17 protein-coding genes and 1 tRNA gene are annotated in these 20,285 nt (G+C 58.4%); 6 read left to right on the top strand and 12 right to left on the bottom strand.

The genetic code is table 11. The features are described 5' to 3' along the window. Positions 1–136: 136 nt before the first annotated feature. The 6 genes from Q355_RS0108590 to Q355_RS0108565 all read right to left on the bottom strand — a co-directional run bounded on the left by Q355_RS0108590 (position 137) and on the right by Q355_RS0108565 (position 3,711). Positions 137–1,726: an aldehyde dehydrogenase family protein gene (locus tag Q355_RS0108590; RefSeq protein WP_027877429.1), complete on the bottom strand. Its 1,590-nt coding sequence runs from the start codon at positions 1,724–1,726 to the stop codon at positions 137–139. A gap of 3 nt (positions 1,727–1,729) precedes the next feature. Next, positions 1,730–2,227 (bottom strand): pantetheine-phosphate adenylyltransferase, encoded by a 498-nt coding sequence (gene coaD, locus Q355_RS0108585; RefSeq protein ID WP_027877428.1) that lies wholly within the window; start codon positions 2,225–2,227, stop codon positions 1,730–1,732. An 88-nt stretch (positions 2,228–2,315) separates the two neighbouring features. Beyond that, a complete protein-coding gene (locus Q355_RS0108580; RefSeq protein ID WP_027877427.1) occupies positions 2,316–2,855 on the bottom strand; it encodes an RsmD family RNA methyltransferase in 540 nt (179 codons plus the stop codon). Positions 2,856–2,857: 2 nt separating this feature from the next. Beyond that, positions 2,858–2,986 carry a hypothetical protein gene (locus Q355_RS17225; protein ID WP_281172009.1) on the bottom strand — a complete coding sequence of 43 codons (129 nt, stop codon included), beginning with the start codon at positions 2,984–2,986 and terminating at the stop codon, positions 2,858–2,860. A gap of 104 nt (positions 2,987–3,090) precedes the next feature. Next, positions 3,091–3,465 (bottom strand): FxLYD domain-containing protein, encoded by a 375-nt coding sequence (locus tag Q355_RS0108570; RefSeq protein ID WP_027877426.1) that lies wholly within the window; start codon positions 3,463–3,465, stop codon positions 3,091–3,093. Between the two features lie 169 nt (positions 3,466–3,634). Next, positions 3,635–3,711, bottom strand: a tRNA-Pro gene (locus Q355_RS0108565). A gap of 254 nt (positions 3,712–3,965) precedes the next feature. Here Q355_RS0108565 and Q355_RS0108560 point away from each other — a divergent pair. The 3 genes from Q355_RS0108560 to sucD all read left to right on the top strand — a co-directional run bounded on the left by Q355_RS0108560 (position 3,966) and on the right by sucD (position 8,713). Next, positions 3,966–6,530 (top strand): G8 domain-containing protein, encoded by a 2,565-nt coding sequence (locus Q355_RS0108560; protein WP_027877425.1) that lies wholly within the window; start codon positions 3,966–3,968, stop codon positions 6,528–6,530. Between the two features lie 177 nt (positions 6,531–6,707). Further along, the gene (gene sucC, locus Q355_RS0108555; protein WP_027877424.1) at positions 6,708–7,844 is read left to right on the top strand and encodes an ADP-forming succinate--CoA ligase subunit beta; all 1,137 of its coding nucleotides are present in this window, start codon (positions 6,708–6,710) and stop codon (positions 7,842–7,844) included. Further along, positions 7,841–8,713, top strand: coding sequence for a succinate--CoA ligase subunit alpha (gene sucD / locus Q355_RS0108550; RefSeq protein WP_027877423.1), 873 nt, complete (start codon positions 7,841–7,843; stop codon positions 8,711–8,713). Before sucC ends, sucD begins: the two co-directional genes overlap by 4 nt. A gap of 406 nt (positions 8,714–9,119) precedes the next feature. Here sucD and Q355_RS0108545 read toward each other — a convergent pair whose 3' ends face one another. The 5 genes from Q355_RS0108545 to fsa all read right to left on the bottom strand — a co-directional run bounded on the left by Q355_RS0108545 (position 9,120) and on the right by fsa (position 13,964). Beyond that, a complete protein-coding gene (locus Q355_RS0108545; protein WP_027877422.1) occupies positions 9,120–9,773 on the bottom strand; it encodes a site-2 protease family protein in 654 nt (217 codons plus the stop codon). Then, complete coding sequence (locus Q355_RS0108540; RefSeq protein WP_027877421.1) at positions 9,774–10,400, bottom strand: zinc metalloprotease; 627 nt, start codon at positions 10,398–10,400, stop codon at positions 9,774–9,776. A gap of 188 nt (positions 10,401–10,588) precedes the next feature. Next, on the bottom strand, positions 10,589–11,797 hold the full coding sequence (locus Q355_RS0108535; protein WP_051529361.1) for a peptidoglycan DD-metalloendopeptidase family protein: 1,209 nt from the start codon (positions 11,795–11,797) through the stop codon (positions 10,589–10,591). A 128-nt stretch (positions 11,798–11,925) separates the two neighbouring features. Continuing rightward, positions 11,926–13,203 (bottom strand): transcription termination factor Rho, encoded by a 1,278-nt coding sequence (gene rho / locus Q355_RS0108530; protein ID WP_027877419.1) that lies wholly within the window; start codon positions 13,201–13,203, stop codon positions 11,926–11,928. Between the two features lie 110 nt (positions 13,204–13,313). After that, positions 13,314–13,964: a fructose-6-phosphate aldolase gene (fsa, locus tag Q355_RS0108525; protein WP_027877418.1), complete on the bottom strand. Its 651-nt coding sequence runs from the start codon at positions 13,962–13,964 to the stop codon at positions 13,314–13,316. A 475-nt stretch (positions 13,965–14,439) separates the two neighbouring features. On the opposite strand from fsa, the gene ileS reads away from it, so the two are divergent. Further along, positions 14,440–17,721 carry an isoleucine--tRNA ligase gene (gene ileS / locus Q355_RS0108520; protein ID WP_027877417.1) on the top strand — a complete coding sequence of 1,094 codons (3,282 nt, stop codon included), beginning with the start codon at positions 14,440–14,442 and terminating at the stop codon, positions 17,719–17,721. A 59-nt stretch (positions 17,722–17,780) separates the two neighbouring features. On the opposite strand, the gene Q355_RS0108515 is transcribed toward ileS, so the two are convergent. Continuing rightward, positions 17,781–18,557 carry a hypothetical protein gene (locus Q355_RS0108515; protein WP_245597538.1) on the bottom strand — a complete coding sequence of 259 codons (777 nt, stop codon included), beginning with the start codon at positions 18,555–18,557 and terminating at the stop codon, positions 17,781–17,783. Between the two features lie 90 nt (positions 18,558–18,647). Between Q355_RS0108515 and Q355_RS0108510 the strand changes: the two genes are divergently transcribed. After that, entirely contained in the window at positions 18,648–19,691 is a 1,044-nt protein-coding gene (locus Q355_RS0108510) for a M24 family metallopeptidase (protein WP_027877415.1), read from the top strand. Next, a complete protein-coding gene (locus tag Q355_RS16440; RefSeq protein ID WP_027877414.1) occupies positions 19,688–20,284 on the top strand; it encodes a septal ring lytic transglycosylase RlpA family protein in 597 nt (198 codons plus the stop codon). The genes Q355_RS0108510 and Q355_RS16440 overlap by 4 nt, the downstream gene beginning before the upstream one ends. The last annotated feature ends 1 nt before the right edge of the window (position 20,285 follow it).

Genomic DNA, 20,285 nt, shown 5'->3' with positions numbered 1-20,285 from the left:
CGAGTGGCTAAACAGAGTGTCATACCAGATTCGGCTAGTTTGTCACCGTTCGGTGGCGAACTAACCCGACCGAAGTTATCCGCTTGAATCCGGTATGAGGCAACGACTGTGAAGAGTGCGATTGCCAACCTTGGTTTTACTCCAAAATCTGGGCCCAACTGGTGGGCGCGCGGGGCCTGGTGTAGTCGGTATCCATCTGGGCCAGTTGCAGCTTGCCGGAATACTCTTCGTTCACGGCCTGCCAGTAGGTGTATTCCTCGATCACCCAGATGCCGCTTTCGCGCGCCCCATTGCCACTGCCCCGAATGCCCCCAAAAGGCAGGTGGGCCTCGGCCCCCACGGTGGAGTTGTTGATGCTGGTCATGCCGGCTTTGATCTCGTTCTTGAAGCGGTAGGCCCAGTCGCGGCGGTTGGTGTACACCGCACTCGAGAGCCCATAGGGGTGGGCGTTGGCCGCTCGGATGGCTTCGTCCAGGCCGTCCACCCGCACCAGGTTGATGGTGGGGCCAAAAATTTCCTGCTCAAACTGCTTCATGCCAGGCCGGGCCTCCCAGACTGTGGGCCAGCCGAACAAGCCCGCCTCGGGGTCGCCCTTGAAGTGGGGGTAAGGGTTCGCAGTAGTAATACGGGCTTTGCCAAACAGCAGGTTGGCGCCGTCGGCCTGGCCCCAGGTATAGTGCTCAATCCAGCGCTCGTACAGGCGGGCGTTGATAAATGGCCCGTAGTTGACGTCGGGGTACTGGATCGGGTTGCCCACCACGGTAGACTCGGTTTTTTCCAGGAAGCGCTTTTTGAACTCGTCGTAGATGGGGGCATCCACGATGATGTTGCCCGCGCTGGTACAGCGCTGGCCTCCGGTTGCAAAAGCGCTCCACCAGGCCCCCTCCACCGCTAGATCCAAGTCGCTGTCGCGCAACACCACCAGGGGGTTTTTGCCACCGAGCTCGAGGGTCGGGCGCAACAGGTTGCGGCCAGCCACCTCGCCAATCCAGCGCCCCACCGCGGTGCTTCCGGTGAAGGCGAATTTGTTCAGCAGCCCTTCGTCCATGAGTTCTACCAACCACTGGCCGGAGGAATCCTTGCCGCCGCCAAACACTACATTAATCACGCCCGGGGGCAATCCAGCCTCCTCGAAGAGCTTGACCAGCACATACGAGAGCGCCGGGGAGTCGTCGGAGGGCTTCCACACCACCGTATTGCCGGTCAGTATGGCCGGAATCAGTTTCCAGGAGGGCACCGCAATGGGAAAATTGCCCGCCGTAATCATCCCCACCACCCCGACGGGTCGGCGGAAGGTAAAGAGCTCCTTGTTCTTCATCTCGCTGGGCACGGTCTGGCCGTAAAGCCGGCGCCCTTCCGAGGCGAAGAAGACGGCGGTGTCGATGGCCTCCTGCACATCCCCACCGGCCTCTTTGAAGGTCTTGCCCACTTCGCGCACCATCAGCCGCACCAGGGTGTCTTTCTCGCGGGTCAAGACCCCGGCCAGGTTCAAGAGCACCGCTCCACGCACCGGCGCAGGGGTACGCGACCACTCCTGGAAGGCCTTTTGGGCGGTAAGGGCCGCTTTTCGCAGGGTTTCTTTGGAGGCTTCGGGGAAGCGGGCGATCAGGTCGGCACGGTCGGCGGGGTTGTGGCGCTCGAGCAGCCGACCTTCAAAAACCTCTTCCTCCCCGATCAGATGGCCTATTTCCAAGGCTTTGCCGTATTTGCTCTGATGTGTTTTCATACTTTACTTCTCCACGGAGCTGAGCTTTTCCCTGAGGGCCTCCAAGGTAGCGGGAGGCACCAGTTTAGACACGTCGCCCCCGTAGCGGGCGATCTCTTTCACCATGGTGGAAGAGACAAACGACCAGCGGGTGGCCGCCATTATGAAGAATGTTTCGGGGTGGTTACCGTACTGGCGGTTGAGGTGGGCCATTTGCAGCTCGCTCTCGTAGTCGGACACCGCCCGCAGCCCCTTGACGATTACCCTCGAGTTAATCCGCTTCATATAATCGGCCAGCAAACCACTAAAGATATCTACTTCCACGTTGGAGAGCCGGGCCGAGGCCACGGCCCGCCGTATTATTTCGACCCGCTCGATGGGCGTAAAGAGCCAAACCCCCCGCTTGGAGGGGTTCTCGAGCACCGCCACCGTCACTTTGGCAAAGTGCTTCGAGGCCCGCTGGATTACGTCAAAATGCCCGTTGTGCAAAGGGTCGAAACTGCCTGGGTAAACCACGTGCATAGCGCCTCGCTTTCGGCACGTATCTTCACATAGCACAGCACCCCTGGTCAAACGCTCCAGTCTTCAGGGGTTCTTACCGAAAATCGCCCTATTGCGGTTGGGCCTGAACTGCCTCTGCCTCGATTATGGTAAGGCAGTTGTAGCCATACTCCCGACGCTCTCCCGTTGGCAAGTAGAGCTCGGTAGGGTGCTGCAAGATGTACAGGCCCCCAGGTTCGACCACCTGGGCCTCGAGCAAACGCTCAAAATCCTGCAACAGGTCATGGGGGTAAGGAGGGGCCATAAAGGCTACCGTAAAGCGCAGACCCTGTCGTTTGGCTTCCAGCAAATAGCGCTCTACCGGCATCCCTTCAATCCTGACCTTCAGGCGGGCTTTGCTGGCGTTTTCACGCAAAAACTGAATCGCCTGGCGGTCTTTTTCCACCAGGGTGGTTTCAAATCCCTCCGAGGCCGCCTCGAGCCCCACCGCACCACTGCCCGCATACAAATCCAGGAAGCGGCCCCGGCGGGGGTAGCGAAAGCGCAAAAAGTCGAACAGGGCCTTGCGCAGCCGCACCGGGCTGGGCCGCGCCGATTCCGGTACCTTTAAGGCCACCCCTCTGGCCGTTCCACCCAAAATTCGCAGCATCACTACACCTTTGCTGCTACTGCCCAGGCACCCGGGTCGGGATCGGTTACCCGAAGCTTGTACACCGTACCCTGGGCCTGAGTCAATCCAAAAAACCAGAAGATTCCCAGCAAAATGGCATCTAATCTCATACAGCTAATGCTACCAAAGCCGGGCTGCCCTGTGCTGCGGTAAAACGGGTTGTGTTGTGGCCAACCCATCCAGCAAAACGCACGCTTTCCTGTTCTGACCAGGCTTAGCGCGGGTTGGGCACCAGGGTTGCAATTTGAATGACCTTTGGATTGCGAAACCACAGTTCGCAACGGCTAACTGTATCGAAGTTTGTGCGAATCCGCAGCTCAAAACGGGCCGACTCGCCCGGAAGCAGGTTGCGATCCTGCAAGGGCGCTGAGTTGGTTGCCATGCGCAGTCCCGGCCCAATAATCCGGGCATTCACCCGCAAGTCCTGCAAAGGCCTCGAGCTGATGTTTCGCACCGTCCCCTGAATCAGGACACCGCGAGGAAATGCCTGACAACTCCAGGAAAGAACCCTCAAGCGGTACGGGCTCGACTGTCCAGCAACCATCCCGCTGGAGATCAGGGCCACCACAAGAACAAGAAAGCGCTTCATGACTCAACCGTGGTGCGCGGAGATGCCGCTGCTTCGGTATCTCCGGTATGGTGTCTGTACCTACAGGGCACCAGTTTATCCCTTCCCGAGTTTCGCTAAACGTTATTTGAATCGGGTGAGAGCTTTGACCTTCAGGCCCGAGTTAAAAGAACAAACAGCGCGGATTGGTTGGTCGAGGAGACTGGATTCGAACCAGCGACCCCCTGCTCCCGAAGCAGGTGCGCTACCAGGCTGCGCTACTCCTCGGCGCCAGCGAGTATTGAGTATAGAGCGGACGCGAAGCTTTGTCTAGGCCGCGCAGGGCCATTTGGCAAACAAGCTGCATGTCTTGGTCGGGCTGGTTCAAGCTGGTCTTCGGGGGCCAATTTAGCAGTTTATAAAGCAAACCTTAATGCAAGGTCTAGGAATTAAGAGTTACCTCGAGCGTATCCTAAAAGTTAGTTGCGTAAAGGCCCTTGCGGCTGGGGTCTTTCTGCACAACACTATTTGGGGGAGTCTGGATGAAGCGTTGGCTGGGTCTTCTGTTTATCGCTTTTTTGGCGGCTTGTAACACGGATGGCGCGAGTGCGCCCTCATCCAACTGCATCAACCCTGGCCGCAGCGGGCTCTGGTCCGATCCAAACACCTGGCCCGGTGGGCAAAAGCCAAAGGCCGGAGAAGTAGCGGACATCCCCTGTGGCGTGGCTGTTGAGCTCGACGAAAACGCGGCAGTCAGGGGACTGACCATCAACGGCGTACTGCGCTTTGCCGATAAGGACCTCGAGCTTCGCGCAGACTGGATCATGGTGCATGGCAGGCTCGAGGTCGGTACCCCCGAGCGCCCCTTCCGCCACCGCGCCATCATCACCCTCACCGGCAACAACCCCAGTGAAGACCAGATGGGCATGGGCACCAAGGTGCTGGGGGTCATGGGGGGCATCCTGGAGCTGCATGGCGAACCCCGCAAAGGCTGGACCAGGCTGGCTCAAACGGCACCCCGTGAGGCCAGTCAGATTACCGTGCTGGATGCGCGCGACTGGCGCGTGGGCGACCGCATCGTGCTGGCCTCCACCGATTACAACCCTGAGCAGGCCGAGGTGCGTACCATCACAGCAATTTCCGGCAACACCCTCAGCTTGGATCAACCGCTCAGCTACCCTCACTTCGGTGAGATTACCTTCGGTGAGATTACCTTCGGGGTAGACCAGCGGGGTGAGGTCGGGTTACTTTCCCGCAACATCCTGATTCGCGGGGATGACTCCTCGAACAGTTCTGGCTTCGGGGGCCACATCATGGCCATGATGGGAAGCACCATGCGGGTTTCTGGGGTTGAGCTGTACCGCATGGGGCAGCGCAACCAGCTGGCCCGCTACCCCATCCACTGGCACCTTGTGGGCAGGGCTCGAGGGCAGTACATCAAGCATTCCTCCATCCACGATTCCTTCAACCGCTGCGTCACAGTACACGGTACCAACGAGGTCGAGGTGGTCGGCAACGTGGCCTACAACGCCCTGGGCCACTGCTATTTCCTCGAGGACGGCGCCGAAAGCAATAACCTTATCGAAGGCAACCTGGGTATTCTGACCCGCCGTCCCAACAAGAACAATGGTGAACTTGGGGTAATCCCCACCGATCAAACCCCAGCCACCTTCTGGATTAGCCACCCCGACAATATCGTGCGCAACAACGTAGCTGCCGGCTCTCACCATACGGGCTTCTGGTACGCCCTGCCCGAACACCCCACCGGCCCATCGGCCACCACCGCCATCTGGCCCCGTCGTACCCCCCTGGGCGAGTTTTCCGGAAACGTAGCCCATTCCAACTGGGACGGCCTGATGGTGGACCGGGGCCCCAACAAGGACACCCTGGAGGCGGAGCCCTCCGCTTACAACCCCCGCAGCAACCCCGCCAACAGCAGCAACGACAACACCCAAAACCCGCCCGTAATAGCTGAGTTCAAAAACTTCACGGCCTACAAAAACCGCGGCAACGCCGCCTGGTTCCGCGGCGTCAACCACAAAATGACCGGGGCAAAACTGGCCGATAATGCCATTGGGGTAACCTTTGCTTCATCAGCAAGTACACTCGAAGACTCACTTATCGTCGGCGACAGCGAGAATAAAGGCTACCCCGAAGCCTGGGAGTTCCGCGGGGTAGATGGCCGCAGCCTGCCAAGACCCTGGGCCGCGAGCAATGGGGGCCCGATTCAAGACAACTTCCCGATCCGCGGATTTGAGTTCTACGATGGCAGGGTTGGCTTTCGCAACGTGCACTTTGTCAACTTCCAGCCTCTGCAAATCCAGAATGCCCAGGGCGGACAAAGCGAAACCCGTGAGGCCGGGGCCATGAGCTACCTGCGCTTTACCGCTTTTCCCATTGACAGCCGGAACTTTGCCGAGGGCGCCCGCTTTTTCAACGCCAAGCCGGTATACCTGCCGCCCCGACCCGAACCCACACCCGAGGAAATTAGTAAAGACGAGAACGCCGATGGCTACCGCGGCAGCGTTTTTGTGGACCTCGACGGCTCGGTCAGCGGCAAACCTGGCCACGCCATTGTGCTCAACAACCCCTTCCTGCTCGATGCCAACTGCAAAACAAAACCAGACTGGAACGCCGCTGTGTGCAATTATGGCTACGCTCGGCTGTACATCATCAACCAAAGCGGAGGCAACATCGCCCCGGTCTCGCTAATCCGGCAGGACAGCAGCAACCCAGTCTTTCGCATGTGGGGCTCACCCAAAGACGGCGACAACACCCGCTTTGGAGCCACCGTCATCAAGGGCCGTAGCTATACCCTGGGTGTGACAGGAACCATGCCCAGCAAACTCAAGCTGCATTTTGACAATGGCTTGCCTGGAGACCACATTATCTTGGCCATGCCCTACGGCGGGGCACCCTTCATCTACCGCGACTCCTGGATTGACAACCGCAACAAACTAGAACCTGCTACTTCTCGAGCCGATTTCGACAGCAGCGCTGGGAACAAGTACTACAGCGAAGGCGGCACGCTATGGGTCAAACTGGTGGTTCAGCCAGGGCGAGACTGGGCAGTGCTGGACATCTGCCGCAACGATTTATGTAAATAAGCAACAGGCACAATCTATTGAGCTGGTGGAACTTTTGCCCTGGGTAGACCGCGCTGGAACGGTATGGCCCAGGCAAGGGATGGGATTATCCGTCTTGGTAAAAGAACATATAATGGCGTGCGGCAGCTTAATGCGGCTGTTTGGTTGGCCAAAAAAGCCACATCTACGGAGGCAAGCGTGAATCTACACGAGTATCAGGCTAAAGACATCCTCGCCAAATACGGCATACCGGTTCCCCCAGGCAAAGTCGCCTTTACCGCCGACGAGGCCAAGCAAATCGCCAGCGAGTATGGCGACCTGGTTGTCATCAAAGCCCAGGTACACACAGGTGGGCGGGGCAAAGCGGGTGGTGTAAAGCTAGCCCGCAGCCCCGAAGAGGCCCGTGAAAAGGCCGCGCAAATACTGGGCCTCAACATCAAGGGTTTCATCACCAAAAAGGTGCTGGTAGCCAAAGGCCTGAATATCGCCCAGGAGTATTACGCGGGCATGATTCTGGATCGTGTGAGCCAGCGGGTGGTGCTCATGCTCTCCAAAGAAGGGGGTATGGACATCGAAGAGGTGGCAGCCACCCGGCCTGAGGCCCTCATCAAGTATCCTATCGACCCCCATAAGGGGCTGCGCCCCTTTGAGGCACGTGAGCTGGTCAAGCGTGCGGGCATGGAAGGCAACCTTAACAAGCTGGCCGATGTGCTGGTCAAGCTGTACCAGGCCTATGTGGGTATCGATGCTTCCACCGCCGAGATTAACCCGCTGGTCATCACCGATACCGGCGAGGTAGTAGCAGCCGACGCGAAAATAGTGTTGGACGACAACGCCCTGTATCGCCACCCCGAACTGACCCCATTGCGCGAGTTTGAGGCCGAACATCCCCTCGAGGTTGAGGCCTCGAACTACGGCTTCAGCTACGTCAAGCTCGATGGCAACATTGGCGTAATTGGCAACGGCGCCGGTCTGGTCATGTACACCCTCGACCTGGTTCAGCGCTGCGGCGGCAAGGCCGCCAACTTCCTGGACATCGGAGGTGGCGCCAAGGCCGATGTGGTGTACAACGCCCTCAAGGTGGTGCTAAAAGACCCGGATGTAAAGGGCATTTTTATCAACATCTTTGGCGGTATCACCCGGGCCGACGAAGTGGCCAAAGGGGTCATCCGTGCGCTTGATGAGGGCATCCTGACCAAGCCAGTGGCCATGCGGGTCGCTGGTACCGCCGAGGAAGAAGCCAAGGCCCTTTTGCAGGGTCGTCCAGTTTATATGTACCCCACTTCGACGGAAGCCGCCAAAGCGATTATTTCGATGACGGGAGGTACAAAGTGAGCATTCTAGTTAACAAAGACACTCAGGTCATCGTTCAGGGCATTACTGGACGTGAAGGGGCCTTCCACACCGAAGCCATGATGAAAGCCGGCACCAAAGTAGTCGCCGGCGTAACCCCCGGCAAAGGGGGCCAGACCATGCTGGGCGTGCCAGTCTACGATACCGTCAAGGAAGCCGTTGGCCGCCACCGCGTTGATGCTTCCATCATTTTCGTGCCCGCTCCAGCCGCTGCCGATGCGGCCCTCGAGGCCGCCCAGGCCGGGGTACCCCTGGTGGTACTGATTACCGAAGGCATTCCAACCATGGATATGGTAAAAGCCGTGGCCGAAATCAAGGCGATGGACAATATTCGCCTGATTGGGGGCAACTGCCCCGGCCTGATCACCCCAGAAGAGTGCAAGCTGGGTATTATGCCCGCCAGCGTATTCAAGAAGGGCCGGGTGGGCCTGATCTCCCGCTCGGGCACGGTAACTTACGAAACCGCCAAAGCCCTTTCGGACGCGGGTTACGGCATCTCGACCTGCATCGGCATTGGAGGTGACCCCATCATCGGCACCACCTTCAAAGACCTGTTGCCCCTGTTCAACGAAGACCCAGAGACCCACGCCGTGGTGCTTTGTGGTGAGATTGGCGGTTCAGACGAAGAAGATGCTGCCGCCTACGTCAAGGCGCACATGCGCAAACCGGTGGTGGGCTTTATCGGTGGACGTAGTGCTCCCAAGGGCAAAAAGATGGGCCATGCCGGAGCCATCATCATGGGTAATGTAGGCACGCCCGAGAGTAAGCTGGCAGCCTTTGCCGATGCCGGTATACCCGTGGCCGACACCATAGACGAAATCGTGGAGCTCGTGCGGGCCAAACTGGGCTAATATGAACCTCACCTGAAGCTTTCTGTTTAGGGCAGGTCAAAACCAACCAGATGCAAGTACAGCTCTTAGCATAGCATTCAGGTGGCGGCTCCAGCAAAAAAAGAACAAGCCAAAGACATTTCGTATAATACCGGATTCAAAAAGATACTCTTCAAACAAAAAACATCAAGGGGCTATCTTTTTGAATCCTAGAGCACTCCCTTCGGTCGGGTTAGTTCGTCACCGTTCGGTGACGAACTAACCGAATCTGGTATAACAAGACCCGGCAGGGCAATAAACAGCCCTGCCAAATTTCATTGCGTGGCAAGATTCCCGAAAGCCCTCACCAGCCCCACGCAAATCCGATGAGCGCTGCTTACTGTACCTAAGCGTAGTACGCATCCTATTGGCTTTGGCCTCGCTCACATCACAGGCCAAAACCATCAAAAAACCGTGTCCGCACCAGAGCAAGAAAACTGCTTAATGGTTGTCGGAGCACAGTAAGCAACAGTAGCATAGCTACTATTGCATAGGTTGGGTTAGCTTCCAGGCGCCAAATATAAGGGTGCCAGCGCAAAGGTAGAAAACTCTGTACAATTTTAGAGCCATCCAGGGGTGGAATGGGCAGTAAATTGAAAACAGCCAGGGTCAGGTTAATGCTTGCGGCTATCGCTGCAGCCTGGGCCAGCACCAGCACAAAGCCGCTGGGATTTTCCAAATAGCCCGAAGCAAGCATCCAGCGCAACACCAGTGCGAGAAATGTGGCGATTAAAAGGTTGATCACTATCCCGGCTATAGAGACCACAAAAAGCCCTAACCGGTAGTGTCGGAAATTGGGTGGGTAGATCGGCACCGGCCTGGCCCAGCCAAAGCCCACCAGTAAGATCATGGCTGAACCCAAAAGGTCAAGATGTTTGAATGGATTGAGCGTTACACGGCCCTGCTCTTTGGCGGTCGAATCACCCATCCAAAGCGCAGTAATCGCATGGCCCCATTCATGCAAGGCCAGCGACAGCAGCAAAATCGCTACCACCAGCCCAAAAGCCAGTGGGTCGCTTTGCAACAGCGGCAGGAGGCCCATTTACAGTCCAATCGCAGCAAACAGGCTATTTAGCAACCCGCTCAGGCCAGCACGAATGGCTGGCAGTATACCGCTCAGGTTCAATATCAGAAAAATCACGAAGAAGCCCAAAAAACCATAGCTTTGTAGCTGATCCATAAAGCGTCTTGCCTCTGGGCTACCAATCGCATACACCACCCGCGCTCCGTCCAGTGGGGGCACAGGAAACAAGAACACCGCAGCGTGGCTAATCATCAAGGAGCCCGCAACCTGCAAGCCCAGTGCGATGCTCGAGGTGGCCGGCCCCAGGTTGTCCAAAATTCTACCCAACAGGATGTAGAAAAAAGCAGCCACAAAAAAGCCCAGCGGCCCCATCAAGGCAGTCTGGGCCCCCTTTGCGCCAAAAAGGCGCCAGGGAACCAGGCGCGGAAACCCAAAGCCTATTAGGGCCAGGAAAATCAGGCCCAGGCCATCGAGGTGCACCTTAGGTTCCACAGTCAAAAAACCATAGCGTCTGGGGTCACCATCCTTGTAGCGGTCCGCTAGGTAGGCTTGAAACAGGTTGTGTACAACCAGGCCAAAAGCGGCTGCGGCAAATGCAACCAGATAGGCCAGGGGGTCGTTACCAAGAAGCTCGAAGAAAAACATGTCGCTACTAGTTTACGGTTTTCTCACCGATTCGGTTATAGGCCATCGCTTTGCCTTATACAAACCCGGCTCTGGCTGTTCTTGCTAAAGGCTGGAAGCCCATCTAGCCACTTTTCGCGCCAGGCTGGCCGGGAAAAAACAAGTGCATTATTCAAGCCAAAGACAGCGCTGAAACCACCCGGCGAGGGTTAAGGTAGATAAGCCATTGGGTTACGCACAGCGCCCCCCACCCGCACCTCGAAGTGCAGGTGCGGGCCTGTGCTCCAGCCTGTCGATCCCACATAGCCGATTAGCTCACCCCTGTCCACCCACTGTCCAGGACGAACCGCAATACGCGACATGTGGGCGTAGAGGGTCTCCTGAGCCCCACCATGGTCTATTACCACGTGCAGGCCATAGCCGTAGCGGCTCCAGCCGGCAGTGTCCACCTGCCCTGCCCTGGCCGCATAAATAGGGGTACCCACAGGGGCTGCCAGATCGATGCCGGTGTGAAACCGCTGAAACACCCCCCGGCGGCCAAAGTGGGTGGTAATGGTAAAGTTCGACAGCGGCCAGCGGTACCCGGCTGCCGCAACCACGGCATTGGCTCGGCGCAGGCGGGGCTGGCTTTGTGCTTGCTGCTGCAAACGAGCACGGGACTGCTGTTGCAAACGGCGCTGCTCGGCCAGCCGCTGCTGGCGAGCCTCTTCCTGTTTGCGTCGTTCCTCGGCCAGACGGCGGGCTTCCTCTTCGCGGGCTTTGCGTTCAGTCTCCTGGATTTGCAACAGGCGCTGGTAGGTGGTTTTAGCCTGCACCCCAGGCAAAAGAACCAGATCGCCGGCCCGCACATCGGTGGGTGAGTCTAGTCCGTTGGCCTTGGCCACTTCGGTAACCGAGAGGCCAAAGCGCTGGGCCACATCCTGAATGGTTTCTCCAGGTTTGAGTCGAAGCAGCAAGCCAGGCTCGGCAGTCGGGATATACAGGGTGGAGCCCACCTCGAGCCGATCCAGGCTTTGCAGGCCCGGGTTGGCCGAAACCAGCCCCAGCACGGTCAGATTGAAGCGCCTGGCGACCGACTGCACGGTATCGCCCCGGCGCACAACATAGGCGCGAACGCCAGGGGGCAACCGGCTTTCGTCGCTGGACTCTTCGACCAGGGGGATTCGGAGCACCTGCCCAGGACGCAGCGAAGTACCCTCGAGGCCGCTGCTGTACATGATGGCCCTGGCATCTACCCGGTATCGGCTGGCAATCTGACTCAGGGTGTCGCCTGGACGCACGGTGTAGATCACCCAGCCTTTACGGGCAGGCGTATCCACTTCTATTTCGGTTCCAGGCAGGTTGGGCTGGGCTATTCCCAGTGGAAAACCGAGCACCCCCGTCGCCAGCACACTGCTCAAGAGTTCGCTTATTGCCAAAGTCAACCTCCAAAACTGCGCTTCTCTACAGAGGAGTTACCAGAAAGCAGCAGCTCCTTTAGCAGAACTTCAGGTTGACTATCCAAAAAAGCAACCTGAGTTCCCCATGACTTCCGGGGGAAGTATACCTACTTTCCCCCCAATGTTGCAAGGAACTCTTTGTTGGTCTTGGTACGCGATAAGCGCGCAAGCAGCATCTCCATGGCCTCGGCAGGATCCATATCGGCCAGAACCTTACGCAACAACCACATTTTCTGAATCACCTCTTCGCCCAGCAACAGCTCTTCCCGCCGAGTCCCCGACTTCAGGATGTCAATGGCCGGGAAGATGCGGCGCTCCTCCAGACGACGCGAGAGGTGGAGTTCCATGTTGCCGGTGCCTTTGAACTCTTCAAAAATAACGTCATCCATGCGGCTACCGGTTTCGACCAGGGCCGTAGCCAGGATGGTCAGCGAACCCCCACCCCGGATGTTGCGGGCCGCACCCAAAAAGCGCTTGGGGAAATGCAGGGCCGCCGAGTCAAGACCACCCGATAGGGTACGCCCGGTGGGTGGAGTTACCAGGTTGTTGGCCCGGGCCAGACGGGTAATCGAATCCAGCAAGATGAGCACGTGGCCACCCTCTTCCACAATCCGGCGGCTGCGCTCGTGAACAAACTCGGCCACCCGAATGTGGTTTTGTGGCGGCTCGTCAAAGGTGGAGGCAATTACCTCGGCCCCTTCCACCGATTCGCGGAAGTCGGTAACCTCTTCGGGGCGCTCGTCAATAAGAAGCACGATAACCTTGATGTCCGGCTCGTTTCTGAGCACGGCTCGAGCCACTTTCTTCAGCAGGGTGGTCTTACCGGCTTTGGGTGGGGCTACAATCAGTCCACGCTGCCCCCGGCCAATGGGGGCCAGCAGGTCGATGACACGGTTGGAGGACTCCTCCCCGGTGGTCTCGAGGATTATCTGTCGGTCGGGAAACTGCGGAATCAGGTCGTCGAACTTCGGACGCTTGGCGGCCGCCTCAGGGTCGAGGTTGTTGACGGCTTCTACCTTCAAAAGCGTGCCGTAACGTTCGTTTTCACGGGCTACCCGGGCTTTGCCTACCACATAGTCGCCGGTGCGAAGCTGGTACTGCTTGATCAGGCCAGCCGAAACAATCGCGGTGCGGGAGTCCATGCTGTAGAGGTCTTCCTGCAAAAAGCCATAGCCATCCTGGCTAATCTCCAGGTATCCCTTGGCAATGACCAGGCCTTCCTCGGTGGCTTCCTGTGAGAGCAAGAGCATCACCAGCTCGTCCTTGGAAAGCTTCTTGTAGTTGGGAATGCCCGCCTCTGCAGCCAGTAGGTGCAGCTCCGGCAGGATGCGGCTCGAAAGCTCCTGGTAGCTCAGGGGCATCTTGCTTTCAGCCTTACGGCGAATTTTCTTGCCCGTGCGGGTAACGGTAACCTGGGTCTCGGCGTTGGGGTCTTTTGTGCTTGATTTGGCCATTTCTGTCGCTCCGATATGGATTTATGGTTGCTGCCGATTGCTCAGAGCTTGGGGTTGGCTTTGGCCCAGTCTTCCAGGAAGGCCTTCAGCCCTGCATCGGTCAGTGGGTGTTTGATCAGCTGTTGAAAAACCTTGGCGGGCATGGTAGCGATGTCGGCCCCGAGCATGGCCGCCTGGGTTACATGCCGGGGGTGACGAATAGAAGCCGCCAGAATCCGGGTACTGAGGTTTTGCACCTGGAATAGTTCGGCAATCTCGCGAATCAAATCCATACCTTCCCAGGAGATGTCGTCTATGCGGCCCAGGAAAGGCGAAACACACCAGGCCCCGGCCTTGGCGCACAAAAGGGCCTGGTTGGCCGAGAAAACCAGGGTCATGTTGATGCGAACACCTTCGCCGGAGAGGATTTTGCAAGCCTTGAGGCCCTCGATGGTGGTGGGCAGCTTAACCACCACGTGTTCGTCAATAGCTGCCAGGCGACGCCCCTCAGCCACCATATCGGCCGCAGTGGTCGAAACCACCTCGGCGGAGACCGGGCCCTGCACAATTTGGCAGATTTCCTTGATGGTGGGCTCGAGCGGACGTCCCGAGCGGGCAACTAAAGAGGGGTTGGTGGTAACACCCGCTAACACGCCCCAGGCCGCTATTTCTTTGATTTCAGCTATTTCAGCAGTATCCAGGTATAGATCCATGGCGAAACTCCTTCCCGCGACTGGTCACATTTGTACGGATTTTCCAGGCGAGTATATCGCCAGCCAGCGATGAGAAACAAGAGATTGGTTGTTGACGCGGGGTTAGCAGCTTGCTACCATTCAGGTTAGCCGGTTGCCAGCAGTGGACTATAACACAGGCTTCAACCGGTGTAAAGGGCTGGGGACAGGTAGGCTTTCAAAGACCATCCAGCGAGCCTGGGAGGGTGCGAGCCAGGCGGCAACCTGAAAGCCGAGGATCACCCCAGGCGTTTTGGGAAGAAAGAGCCTGCGGGCTTTAGTAGACCCCAACGGGTGCGCCCGTAATAGCGTTTTGAGGGCCTGCGCGAATCCGCGCAGGAAGTGCGGTGGTACCGCGGGAAACCTCGAGCTGAGCTTCTCGTCCGCACCTGAGGAACCCAGGGTCGGGCGTTTTTATTTTTGCCCACCCCCTAGCTGCCTCAGAAAGGAACCGATTATGGTGGAGGAAAAAAAACCATTTCAAGAGGTAACCGAGACTAATTTTCCCAAGCTGGAAGAGGCTGTGTTGGCTTTTTGGCGAGAAAACCAAATTTTTGCCAAGTCGGATCGCAAAGCTGCACCCAGGGGTGAGTTTGTTTTCTACGAAGGCCCCCCAACCGCCAACGGCAAGCCGGCCATGCACCACGTACTGGCCCGCAGCTTTAAGGACATCTTTCCTCGCTACAAAACCATGCAGGGCTATCACGTCACCCGCAAGGGAGGCTGGGATACCCACGGCCTGCCGGTAGAGATTGCCGTGGAGAAAAAACTGGGTGTGCTGGGGCGCAAAACCCTAAACAGTGAGGAAATTGCCGAGTTTACCAGGCAGTGCCGCGAGTGGGTTTTTGCCAACATCGAGGACTGGAACTACTTTACCGAGCGCATGGGCATGTGGGTAGACCTCGAGAATGCCTATGTGACCTACCACAACAGCTACATCGAGTCGGTGTGGAACCTCCTGAAGCGCATGTGGGATAGGGGCATGGTGGTGCAGGACTACAAGGTGGTGCCGCTTTCACCCCGCATCTCCACCACCCTCTCACAAAACGAAATTGCTGACGGCTACCGGGAAGTAGACGACCCCAGCGTGTACGTGCGTTTTCCTTTGAAGCTCGAAACCACCCCTCAGGCCGTGCGGGAAAAGCTCCAGGCCCAGGGGGTGCGGCTGGAGGATCTGGAGGGCCTGGCCATCCTGGTCTGGACGACCACCCCCTGGACGCTGCCCTCCAACACCATGGCCGCAGTGAACCCCCAGATGGACTACGCTGTGGTTAAGTCGCCTTCGGTGGGCTATCTGATTTTTGCCAGTGAGGCCCTAGAGCGGTTGAAGGAGCTGCATAAGGAGGAGCTCGAGGTGGTCGCACACCTCAAGGGCTCTGACATGGAGTGGTGGGAGTACACCCCTCCCTTCCCCGAGGTGTGTGTGGAGCTGGGAGTGGTGCAGCAGCAAGGGGAAAAGCGCCCCGACGGTAAGCCGGTGATGCACTTTGTGGCGCTGGCCGAGTTTGTCAGTGCCGAGGACGGCTCGGGCGTGGCCCACGAGGCCCCGGTCTACGGTGCAGAGGACCTCGAGCTGGCCCGTCAGTATGGCACCCCGCTACTCTTTGGCACCAACGAATACGGCCTCATGCAGGTAACCGACGAGCGCGGCAAGTTCTTTAAGGATGCCGATAAGGGCCTCATCCGCATCATGAAAGAGCGGGGGGTCATGTACCATGCCGGGCAGATTCGCCACCGCTACCCCTTCCACGACCGCACCGGCGACCCCATCCTGTACTTCGCCAAGCCCAGCTGGTACATCAAAACCTCTAACTTCCGCCAGGCGCTTTACGACAACAACGAAAAAATCAACTGGATCCCCGAACACATCAAGTACGGACGCTTTGGCAACTGGCTCAAGGATAACGTCGACTGGGCCATCAGCCGGGAGCGCTACTGGGGTACCCCGCTGCCTTTCTGGGTCGCGGAGGACGGCTCAGAGTACATCTGCGTGGGCAGCGTACAGGAGCTTTCCGAGCTGGCGGGCCGTGACTTAAGCGACCTCGACCTGCACCGGCCCTACGTGGACGAAATTACCTTTGTTAAAAACGGCAAAACCTTCCGCCGGGTACCGGAGGTGCTGGACGTCTGGTTCGACTCAGGGGCCATGCCCTATGCCCAGTGGCACCTGATGGTAGACCCAGAAGGCAAGCCGTTGCCGGGTTTTGAGAAAAACTTCGAGCTGTGGCGCAAGCACTTTCCCGCCGATTACATCTGCGAGGCCATCGACCAGACCCGCGGCTGGTTCTACTCGCTGCACGCCATCTCTACCCTGCTGTACAACCAGCCCTGCTTCAAAAACGTGATCTGCTTGGGGCACCTGGTGGACGAAAAAGGCCACAAGATGTCCAAAAGCAAGGGCAACGTGGTCGAGCCCCTGCCCATGTTCGATAAGTACGGAGCCGACGCGGTGCGCTGGTATTTGTTTACCGGCTCCGAACCAGGCGAGCAAAAGCGCTTCTCGGAGCGGCTGGTGCAGGAGGCTCAGCGGGGATTCCTAGGCACCTTGTGGAATGTGTATGGCTTCTTCGTGCTGTACGCCAACCTGGACAAGCCCAACCTAAACCAGCGGCCCCCCGTACGGGACCGCCCGGAAATGGATCGGTGGCTGGTAGCCCGCCAGCAGCAGCTCATCGAGCAGGTTACTTTTGCCCTGGACGCCTACGACGCCCGGGGTGCCGGGAAGGCCCTCGAGCAGTTTGTGGAGGAGCTGTCCAACTGGTATGTGCGGCGCAACCGCCGCCGCTTCTGGAAAAACGAGAACCCCACCGACCGTGAATCGGCCTATGCCAGCCTGTGGGAAGCCCTGGTAACAGTCAGCCAGCTTGCCGCACCGTTCACCCCTTTCATTGCCGAGGCCCTGTGGCAAAATCTGGTGCGCTCCGTCCAGCCCCAGGCCGCCGAGTCGGTGCACCTCTCGGACTGGCCCCAGGCCGACCCCAGCCTGGTTGATCAGGCCCTTCTTACCCAGATGGGCGCTGTGGTCAAGGTGGTGGGTCTGGCCCGCAGCGCCAGGGCTGCGAGCGGCATCAAAACCCGCATTCCTCTACCCAGGGTGCTGGTAACAGCCCCCAGCGAAGCCGAGCTGGCCGGTTTGCGCCACTTCGCCGATGAAATTGCCGATGAGCTAAACGTAAAACAGGTCGAGGTGCTGGGCCTGGGCGAAGAGCTGCTCACCTACCGGGTGCTGCCCAACCTGCCGGTGCTGGGCAAGAAATACGGTAAGCGGGTTCCTGCCATCCGGGCGGCCCTGGCCGAGCTTGACAGCCAGATGGTGGCCCAAACCCTCAAGGCCGGGCGAGGACTGAGCCTGGAAATTGAGGGCGAGCGCATCGTGCTGGAACCCACAGAGGTGCTGCTCGAGGCCCTTTCGCCCGAAGGTTTTGCAGCCCAGGAGGATGGGGGTTACATGGCCGCGCTCGAGGTTCGGCTTGATGAGGAGCTTTTGCTCGAGGGGCTTAGCCGTGACCTGATTCGACTGGTGCAACAAGCCCGCAAAGAGATGGGCCTGAATGTCTCGGATCGCATTCACCTGACCTACCTGGCCGATGGAAAGTATGCCCTTTCGCTCGCGAGGTTTGGCAGAAGACTCCAGGAAGAAACCCTGGCCCTCTCGCTGGAGCAGGGCGAGCCGGTTGGCTTTGTGACCGAGCTTTCCGACGAGGAAGGAGCCGTCAAGTTTGGTCTGAGCAAGGCCTAGACAAACCCTCATCCCAGCACAACACAAAACGTTGTGCTGGGCTTTTGCCCTGAGTGGGCCTACCTGACCGGCTTAAAAAAGTCGGCCTCGGTAAAAACGGGGTTGATTTCCACTTCCATCAGTTCACCCCGCGCCGCCAGCACCCCGCCCACGTAGTTTTCCCACTTTTGCGGCAGGCGCACCCCCTGCACGGTCTGGTAGTTGGAAAAAAAGGTAATGCTCTCCCCCACCCCGGGAATGGTGAGTCGTTCGCCCAGCAGCAGGCCATCGGCATTAAACAAATAGGTGCTGACCCAGCCCTGGGTGCTCACGGTGAGCAGACGGCCGGTCTGGTTGCGCAGGCTGCCCTGCGTCACACTGGCCCGCTCCCGATTGCTGCTGCCGTACTTCAAGCCCAGCCAGCCGGTGTAGAGGCTCGAGCGCAAGATTTCCCGCTGGTCTGAGGGAAGGGGCCGCAAAGAGGTCTCACGGCTCCAAAAAAAGCTCTCCTGAGGGCTGTACTGCTGCAACGCCAGGGGAATTGGGCTGGGGCTATTCACGCTTTGGGGATCGTAGAGCTCGAGCCGGACGCGGCTGTTGGTAAAATCCACCAACAGCAAAGTCACGATGCGGCTTTCCTCTTTGCCGTCGGGCGTGTAATAGATATTGGTGGTTACCTCGCGGTAGGTTTTCAGGTTGGCCAGGGCCGCACCGCCCAGCACATTACGGCCACGCTCGAGGAGCTGCGCCGCCTCGGGCGAGACCTGGGCCCAGACCAAACCAAAAACGGCCATCCAAACAGAAGCAATAAGGCGCGTAATCATCCTGTGGAAGACCTTAGCATGGGCAGGTTTCACTTCCATGAGTATAAGTGCTTTATTTCACGATAAACAGTTCGTGAAAAGAATATTCGCTCGAGAATGGCCCGGTAGAGTAAAGTTCCCCTCGTGGACTTTCAGCGCTTACTCGACGAACACAACCTCGACGTGCTTTTTGTTTCTAACCCCCACAACGTTCGGTACCTCTCGGGGTTTGTAGAGGGCAAGGATGCCAGAATCGTTATCACCCGGAGCGGCCCAACCCTCATCACCGATGGCCGCTACCTTGTGGAAGCCGCCCAACAGCCTTTACCCCACCGCATCCTGTCCCGCCGCAGCGAGCTGAACAGCTTACTCGCAGAGTTTTTCCAGGGCCGGGTGGGTATCGAAGCAGAGCACTTGAGCGTTGCGACCCTGGAAGGATTCAAGCAGGATTTTCCCGACCTCGAGTTCGTTTCCACCAGGGGCATTTTTGAAACCCTGCGCCGTAGGAAAAGTCCTGAGGAAATTGCCCTCATCCGGCAGGCGGCCCATCTGGCCGACCAGGGTTTTGCGCACATTCTGCCTTTCATAAAGCCAGGGGTACGGGAGATTGAGGTGGCCCTGGAGCTGGAGTTTTTCCTGCGTAGTAATGGCTCAGAGGGGCTAGCTTTTAGCACCACAGTGGCTTCGGGGGAGCGCAGCGCTATGCCCCACGGGGGTGCCAGCAACCGCAAAATCCGGTCGGGGGAGCTGGTCACACTGGATTTTGGTTGCGTGGTAGGCGGCTACTGCTCCGACATGACCCGCACGGTGGCGGTGGGCAGGGTTTCAGATGAGCTCAGCGCCATCTATCAGGCCGTGCTGGAAGCCCAGGAACTGGCGCTACAGGCCGTGGGGCCGGGTAAGAAAGGCCAGGAGCTGGACGCCCTGGCCCGAAACCACCTGACAGAGCTGGGCTATGGGGAGCACTTTACCCACGGGCTGGGGCATGGGGTGGGCCTGTTTATCCACGAAGCGCCCAGCCTGAGCCAGGCCTCGGAAGATACCCTCGAGGCCCACAACGTCGTGACCATCGAGCCGGGGGTCTACATACCCAACCTGGGGGGTTGCCGCATCGAAGACCTGGTACTGGTAACCGAGCAGGGGCATGAGGTGCTGTCCCAAAGCCCCAAACACCTGATTGAACTATGAAGCGATGGTTTGCGCTATTGCTGTTTTTTGGTCTGGCCTGGGGCCAGGGCTATGTGGTGCAACCCGGCGATACCCTGGAGCGCATCGCGCGGCTTTTTCAGGTTAGTGTTCCCAACCTGATGCTGCTCAACGGCCTGATTGAGGACCCCTTGCCTGTGGGTCTGGAGATAGCAATTCCAGCTTCGGAATGGGATCCCATGAACCTGGAGGTGCTGCCCCTGCCCGAAGCCATCGAGGAGCCTCCCACCTGGATATTTATCCCCCCACCGCAAGCCCCAGCAGAGCCGCCAAAACCCGCGCAGGTTTATCAGCAGGGTCTGGCCTCCTGGTATGGGCCTCGCTTTCATGGGCGTCGTACCGCCAATGGCGAGCGTTTCAACAAGTTTCATTTTACCGCCGCCCACCGCACCCTGCCCTTCAACACCCGGGTGCGGGTGACCAACCTGAAAAACGGTAAGAGCGTGGTGGTTCGTATCAACGACCGTGGCCCCTACGTTCGGGGCCGTATTATTGACCTGTCGTATGCGGCTGCAAGGCTACTTGGGATGCGCGCCCACGGGGTGGTGCTGGTAAAAGTGGAGATACTCGATTGAA

This window comes from Meiothermus cerbereus DSM 11376 (assembly GCF_000620065.1).
GTDB lineage: Bacteria > Deinococcota > Deinococci > Deinococcales > Thermaceae > Meiothermus > Meiothermus cerbereus.
Note: the sequence above shows the minus strand (reverse complement) of the source record. Positions and strands in the feature narration are given on the sequence as shown.

Excerpts from the sequence above, each read along its gene's own strand:
- Q355_RS0108545 (WP_027877422.1), bottom strand. The coding sequence starts at position 9,773 with ATGGGCCTCCTGCCGCTGTTGCAAAGCGACCCACTGGCTTTTGGGCTG.
- Q355_RS0108580 (WP_027877427.1), bottom strand. The coding sequence starts at position 2,855 with ATGCTGCGAATTTTGGGTGGAACGGCCAGAGGGGTGGCCTTAAAGGTA.
- Q355_RS16440 (WP_027877414.1), top strand. The coding sequence starts at position 19,688 with ATGAAGCGATGGTTTGCGCTATTGCTGTTTTTTGGTCTGGCCTGGGGC.
- ileS (WP_027877417.1), top strand. The coding sequence starts at position 14,440 with ATGGTGGAGGAAAAAAAACCATTTCAAGAGGTAACCGAGACTAATTTT.
- Q355_RS17225 (WP_281172009.1), bottom strand. The coding sequence starts at position 2,986 with ATGAGATTAGATGCCATTTTGCTGGGAATCTTCTGGTTTTTTGGATTG.
- Q355_RS0108590 (WP_027877429.1), bottom strand. The coding sequence starts at position 1,726 with ATGAAAACACATCAGAGCAAATACGGCAAAGCCTTGGAAATAGGCCAT.
- coaD (WP_027877428.1), bottom strand. The coding sequence starts at position 2,227 with ATGCACGTGGTTTACCCAGGCAGTTTCGACCCTTTGCACAACGGGCAT.
- Q355_RS0108570 (WP_027877426.1), bottom strand. The coding sequence starts at position 3,465 with ATGAAGCGCTTTCTTGTTCTTGTGGTGGCCCTGATCTCCAGCGGGATG.
- Q355_RS0108560 (WP_027877425.1), top strand. The coding sequence starts at position 3,966 with ATGAAGCGTTGGCTGGGTCTTCTGTTTATCGCTTTTTTGGCGGCTTGT.
- fsa (WP_027877418.1), bottom strand. The coding sequence starts at position 13,964 with ATGGATCTATACCTGGATACTGCTGAAATAGCTGAAATCAAAGAAATA.
- Q355_RS0108540 (WP_027877421.1), bottom strand. The coding sequence starts at position 10,400 with ATGTTTTTCTTCGAGCTTCTTGGTAACGACCCCCTGGCCTATCTGGTT.